Origin of the sequence: Bacteroides sp. (assembly GCF_029057325.1) — a bacterium.
Taxonomy (GTDB): domain Bacteria; phylum Bacteroidota; class Bacteroidia; order Bacteroidales; family Bacteroidaceae; genus Bacteroides.
Genome location: NZ_JAICZW010000005.1, coordinates 1 through 6,494 on the forward strand (window position 1 = coordinate 1; position 6,494 = coordinate 6,494).

Annotated in this window: 5 protein-coding genes; all 5 read right to left on the reverse strand. The window is 52.2% G+C overall.

Going from position 1 to position 6,494, the window contains the following annotated elements:
* Window positions 1-1,422, reverse strand: a 1,422-nt coding sequence (locus K2G43_RS00150) for an MAC/perforin domain-containing protein (RefSeq protein ID WP_300152534.1), incomplete at its 3' end; no start/stop codon positions are given.
* Between the two features lie 162 nt (window positions 1,423-1,584).
* Window positions 1,585-2,403, reverse strand: a complete 819-nt coding sequence (locus tag K2G43_RS00155) for a DNA-binding domain-containing protein (protein WP_297642276.1) — start codon at window positions 2,401-2,403, stop codon at window positions 1,585-1,587.
* A gap of 49 nt (window positions 2,404-2,452) precedes the next feature.
* On the reverse strand, window positions 2,453-3,340 hold the full coding sequence (locus K2G43_RS00160) for a hypothetical protein (RefSeq protein WP_300152537.1): 888 nt from the start codon (window positions 3,338-3,340) through the stop codon (window positions 2,453-2,455).
* Window positions 3,341-3,820: 480 nt separating this feature from the next.
* The gene (locus K2G43_RS00165; RefSeq protein WP_300152539.1) at window positions 3,821-4,867 is read right to left on the reverse strand and encodes a helix-turn-helix domain-containing protein; all 1,047 of its coding nucleotides are present in this window, start codon (window positions 4,865-4,867) and stop codon (window positions 3,821-3,823) included.
* Window positions 4,868-4,870: 3 nt separating this feature from the next.
* On the reverse strand, window positions 4,871-6,494 hold a 1,624-nt coding region (locus tag K2G43_RS00170), incomplete at its 5' end, for a fructose-1,6-bisphosphatase (RefSeq protein ID WP_300152541.1).

Here is a 6,494-nt window from a genome sequence, read left to right on the forward strand (position 1 = left end):
ATAATAATTCTTATAGTAAGATAGATCTGTCTCCGTTATGGTGCCGCAATCATAGGACGAGAAATCCGGGTCTTTGCCCATCTCCCCCTGATTCATGTATTTCATCAGTGCCTCTTTGCGTTTTGTTCCGTCCACCTTGTTTTTTTCTTCTGTCAAGCTTACATTAACCAGCTCATAAATGGGCACCAGCGAATATTGGTCAAAGTTGACCAATGCCACGTTCTTTTCAGTCACCGACTCGACCCATGCATCCAAATCCGCTTTCGTCAGTTTATTCGGTGAGGTTATCTTCTTTGCGGCGGCTTCATCTCCACCTGCCGCGTCAGCCTCTATCTTCACGCTGTTTAGGTTCTTGTTGTAAGACTCCTTGTACTTTTCGTCCACACTGCCTCCGGCGCTGACAAACAGCCCGTCGTAGCTGGCCTGCGCGAAAGCCTTGACATCGTAGTCTGATGTCACTTTGCTGACATCCACTTCCATGGAGTGGCGCACACGGCCACCCAAAGAGGCACTGACAACAACGTGAGTGCCATACTCCTTGATCAGTCGCTTGAGTCCTTCGGCAGTCGAGGGATAATCGGTGTACTCCTCTCCGGTCCACTCATCCTGATAGGGTACGCCGTTAATGGCATAATAGGCATCGGCACTCAGGTATCTCTTGCTGCGCAACAGTGCCTTGTAATCGGTTTCAAGAGAGGCTTTTCTGACCTCTATGGTGTAATAGGTGGAGGCAAACTCGTAGTTGCTGTTGCTGGCATGGTTCATGTCAAACGATGCGTTCGCCTCTGCCTTGAATTTGGCGAAACCGCCCTCCACGTTGGCTTTCGCGGCAAGCTGGTCGGTCATGTCGTTGACAATGGAACCCGAAAGCGTCTCAAGCGAGGTCTTGACCTGCACAGGACCTAATACGAGCAGTTTGTCTTCGATGAGGTTCTTTGTGCAGAATATCTCCTTTCTCACCGAACGGGAATTTGCCCAATATCCGGTAGCATCGTAGCCGTAGCCCACGGCATAGACATTGTTGGAGGTTTCCAACTCTCCGGCAGCATTGTCATCGTAGTCGCCCGCATACTTCTGCAATACGCGCAGTTCGCGGTTCTGATTCTCGTGTCCTTCAAAGATGAAGGAGAGTGTTCCTGCTTTACGCCTTTCACCCTGATTATTGTCCAGCGTCAAGGTCACGGTGGCATCACCCGTTCCGCTTTCAGGAGAGACGGTGAGGAAATAGTCGTCAGTCTCGATGCGCCAGGGACCGTCGGCCTTGACTTCGAGCTGGTGTGTGGAGCGCCAGGCATCCACAACAAGCTGGTTCTCTACCGTTCCGATGGGATACTTCACTTCCGCCTTGAACGCATCATCATCGCTGCACGATGTAAAGGTGAGGAATGTGATTCCTGCCAATAGGGATAAAAATTTTTTCATGTCTGTTATTTTATGGGTTAATAGTATCTAAAATCGCTTCTGAAAAATAGCAGCACCCGTCACCGTTCTGCAACGACACTCGTCACCGACCTGTGATGACACTCGTCACCGACCTGTGACGGCACTCGTCGCAGCCCGGTGACGCTGCCCGCAAAGAAAAACTTAGCCTAACGGATTCTTGTCCTGACCATCGCCGTCGCCCGTACCGCTGCCTCCACCTGTGTTTCCACCCGTGCTTCCACCCGTAGTGGGAGCCGTGCCGATGTAGATTGTCTTCTCCACGCTACGCGGTGTTTTCATCAACGTTTTGCTGTTGACGAATTGCGTAGTCAGCTTCAGCGTATAAGTGCCATTGGCAAGATTGGCGGGGATGATGAACGTCACCTTCGACGGGTCGTTGATGACGAAGAGGTCTTCCGTGATATTGGTGACGACGCCGCTTTCCGAGGTCAGCGTGATGCCCACCGAGGTATCGGTGCCCGCCACCTTGATTTTGCTGCCCGTCAGCGTGAAGGCGCGTCCTGCCGTGGCGCTGGCATCGGTGGCGCGGGTGGAGGCATCGGCCACGCCGCCGATGTACATGGCAGAGCCTTTCTCGCCGATAATGTTCACGCGGGTCTTCTTGATTGCCTCGCGCAGGTCGGCGCCCATCTGGAAGTTCACGGTGATGGAGTTCTTCGCCGGATTCCACTGCGAGTTCTCGATGATGCCCCGGAAGGATGCCTGCGCATAGTACAGCCCGTCGTTCACGCTGACACCGGAGAGCAGCAGACGAGTGATGACTCGCTTGTACAAGGCAACCACGTGTTGGATGGTCTCTTCGCGCAGACCGGAGTCTTCCGCTTTCATTTCGGCGATGATGCGTGCCGTGTCGGCGTTGCCGTTCGATACCGGGACAAGAATCTTGTCCTCTTTGTCGTCCACGGTCACGGTGTTGTCCGCCAGTTGGCCGTTGAATTGGTAGATGATTTCTTCTGCCATGATGTTTTTGTTTTTATTGATTAATGAATGCCGGCCGTTCGTCGCCGGATTATCGGCTTATCACCACCAGCGTCTGTCCCTTGTCGAGCGCCTCCTTCACCTGTTCGCTCCCTTTGGTCACTTTGCAGAGGCTGATGTCATCGCCCAGCAACTCTTCAATGCGCAGGCGGCCTATTTCGGTGCGGGCCTCCTTGCCGGCGATGGTCTTGACGGTATAGACGTTGAACGACTGCCCTTCGTAGGCGCCATCGGCAGCGCCGAGGTCGATGTAGGCGGTCTTCATCTTCTTCTCTTTCTTCACCTCGCCGCCCTCGATGATGGAGGCGTGGAGGGGGAACAGGCGGTTGTAGCAGGATGCCACTCTGTTCGTGAGCCATTCCAAGGTGTTGCTCATCGCCTTCTCTTCCGAACCCATCCAAGAGGCATCGGATTCGGAAAGATTGAAAGTCTGGCTGTTGTCAATTGTCCCGGTAACCGGGTTTTTCAGGTTGACTGTCACGCTGACAAGTCCTCGGTAGTAGGTGTTGGTAATCTTTTCTTTCTTGCTGTTGGTGGTGGTTTCCGTTTTGGTGACGGTGCTGATGTTGGCTATCACGCCGTCCACGCAGAAGGCAGGTTCGCCCTCCGCAAGTTCGTCCGGCAGGAAGTCGCCGTCCACGGTGCGGAACCTCACTATCCGGCTCAGACCAGTGACGATGCTTGCCCTCACGGCATCGGCATACTGGGGTTGGTGCTTGGAGCTATTGCCCGTCAACAATATGTCGGTTACGCTCTTCAGTACCTTACCGGCTGTGGAGTTTTCTCCCTCCGGACTATTGTAGATGAAATCGCCTACGCTGATTTTGAATACGGTGTTTTTCTCTTTCTGACCGTAGGCGGGTAGAAACGCCCACAGCATCAGGATGCTCAGGATGGAAATTGTCTTGATTGCTTTCATCGTTTCCTTTCTTCTCAATAATAAAGCGACAAAAGTAAATATCAATAACGAGCAGGGGGCTCCATCCGAATATGTTGTTCTCCACGAAAATCACGCAAGTTCTCCATGAAAATCACGGAGAACATTAAAATGCTGATAAAGAAAGAATTAAAAAAGGAGGATTTTCATATCAGATGGATGTGGTGAAGCACCGAAAACAGGATGATATATACTACCGCCGTAGTGGAAAGAAACAACAGATACTTGGAATCCTTTGTGAATGTGACTGGCAGCGAAACGCTTCGTAACTGCATATAATCGGGCTAAAAGCCCGCTAATGACGGAAAGCGTTATCGTGTGCCATCTCGTGTTTCCGTAATAGTCTCATTCTGTCATCCTGAGCGAAGTCGAAGAATCTACTCCCTTTGAATATACAAAAAGAGAAGGGCGTACACGAAGAGAAGAGATCCTTCGACTTCGATGACAGAATAATTGCCAAAATCACTCCTCCATCGAAAGATTGCCTTCATCCTTCCGGAATTCCGAAGGACTCATGCCGAACTTCTTCTGGTATTCCGAAGGGCTCATGCCGAACCTCTTCTTGAACTGGTTGTAGAAAGAGCCGTTCGACATCCGGGCGGCTTTGGCAATGGCATCTATGCTCCACGAGGGATTCTCACCCATCAACTTTACGGCATAGTCCAGACGGCAGTTGTGGATGTATTGCGAAAAGGTGCATCCGGCATACTCCTTGAAGAAAGTGGAGAACTTATTGGCAGGAACAGGAAACTCTGCCAACAGAGACGCCTTCGAGAAGTCGGGATTCAGGAAGAGCCGACGGGCAATCACCTCATGATCCATGCGTTCGAAAAGCAGGCGGTCGAATTCCGTCAGTTCCACCGTGGCAGCACTGCCGTTTGAAGAAGACGGAGCGGCGGCAACAGCGGAAGGCGGAACAGCGAACGTAGCCTCTTCGGTGGGAGCGGCCGTATGGCTTGCCACCTTCTCCTGCAAGCGGATAAGCTCTTCCTGCAATTCGGACACCTTGCCTTTGTAGCCCATCAGTTCGTTGAGGGTCTTCACCATGCTCCGGTTCTTGCTGCTGACGATGCGGTTGTAACGGAGCACACGGACCATGAACACGATACAGAGCGAGAGGAACAGCATAGCGGCGGCAATGACGATATTGCGGACAAGGATGGAAGCCGACTGGCGTTCTATCTGAAGCGCCTGCTCGCCGGTCTTGTAGATTTCGGCGAGTTCAAGCGCCTTCAACGCATATTCCAACGCTTTGTTATCGTCCGATAATCCATTGTGATAGACCACCGCACGCAGTCGGTTGACATCAAAATCGGTCATCCTTCCTTCCTGCTCCGCCGAGTCAATCAACACAAGGGCTCTTTCCGGCTCTTGAATGGAAAGGCTGCTGATATACGGGACAGTGAAAAGCGTGTCGGTTACGGCATTTTCTTCTTTGGAACCGCATCCGTAGGTGACGGCCAGCAGAGGAAAGGCAAAGGCAAGAAGCAGGTAGATAAGTTTCTTCATCAGTTACTGTTTCTCTTTGATAAGTCCGGTACGATATGCCACCAGCAGTTTCTTGAGGTCTTGTATCTGGGTGACGAGGGCACGCCCTTTGTCCGTGTCCTTCACCATCATGCGTTGCGAATTGAACTCAATGACGAAGGTAGTCGATTTGATGTCCTGCCCCTCCTCTATCGCCTTCTGGCGGCTCTGGAACGGTTCGTGCTGCACCAGCTGAAGGCCGTGAGAATGATACACCAGCGTATAGCCCGCAATGCCCGTTTCAGGCTGATAGGCTTTGGAGAATCCACCGTCAATCACCAACAGCTTGCCATCCGCCTTGATGGGCTGCTCGCCCTTGATGGTCTTCACCGGCACATGGCCGTTGATGATGTGCGAATGGGATCCCGGCTCTACGCCAAACTCCCGCAAGATGTTGTCGCACACGACCGATTCGTTACGCAACGTATAATAGTAGCCTTTCGTCTCCTTGCTCAGGCTCTTGTCTGTCAGGAAATAGCGTTCAAAGGTGGCCATCTTATCCTTGTCGAACGAGGGGGCGTCAGGACCGCACCACATATACCAGACAAAATCCAACGCGAACCGTTTGCTTTCCGAACCGTCTTCCTCAAAATAGGCACGGCGAATCAACTGGTCGGTCTTTTGCAGCAACGTGCGCCCCCAATACTCTTTCTCACCGATGCGGACACGCTTGAAACTGCCATCCTCGTTCAGCGGCACCGAAGCATGATAAAGCAGGTTGCTGTTGCACACCAGGTACATGCCGCCGTAAGTGAACAGGCAACGCATGTGTTTCTTCAGCTTCTCGCTATTCATGAAGGAGGTATGGATTCGGTGCATCAGCTCGCGTTCTTCGTCCGAAAGGCGATACGGATCGGCAGGGTTGATGGTCGGGAAGTTCGTGTCGCGCAAGGCATACTCCTTGCCTTCATAGACAAACACGCCGCGCTCAAAATCAATCTTATGCAGCAACTTCCGGCCCTCCATACCGAACTCCGGACGACGGTCGATGATTTCCGCCTCCAGCTTGAGCTGTATCACCGTAATCGCCTTATGCATCTGCGTAATCAGGCGCAACGTCTTTTCGTTATATTCTCCATCGGCAAAGTTCATCTTCGGAGCAAAGATGGTGCAAGGATCATCTCCATAGGTATCCATGGCAAAAGTGGCAAGGGGCAGCAGGTTGATGCCGTAGCCGTCTTCCAACGTGGCCAGATTGGCATATCGCATTGACATACGGATGACGTTTGCCATACAGGCGTCATTGCCCGACGCGGCACCCATCCACAGGATGTCATGATTGCCCCACTGGATATCGAAATTGTGATAATCGCAAAGCGTGTCCATGATGATGTGCGCACCCGGACCGCGGTCGTAGATGTCGCCCACGATATGCAGTGAGTCAATGGTCAGGCGCTGTATCAGGTTGCACATGGCTACAATAAAATCATCCGCCCGCTTCGTAGATATGATGGTACTGATAATCACGTTGATATAGGCATGCTTATTCGGCTCGATGGTCGATTCGTGCAGCAGCTCCTGAATGATGTACGAGAACTTTGCGGGAAGCGCCTTGCGCACCTTTGAGCGCGTATATTTGGAAGAGACGTTCTGGCAGACCTTCACCAAC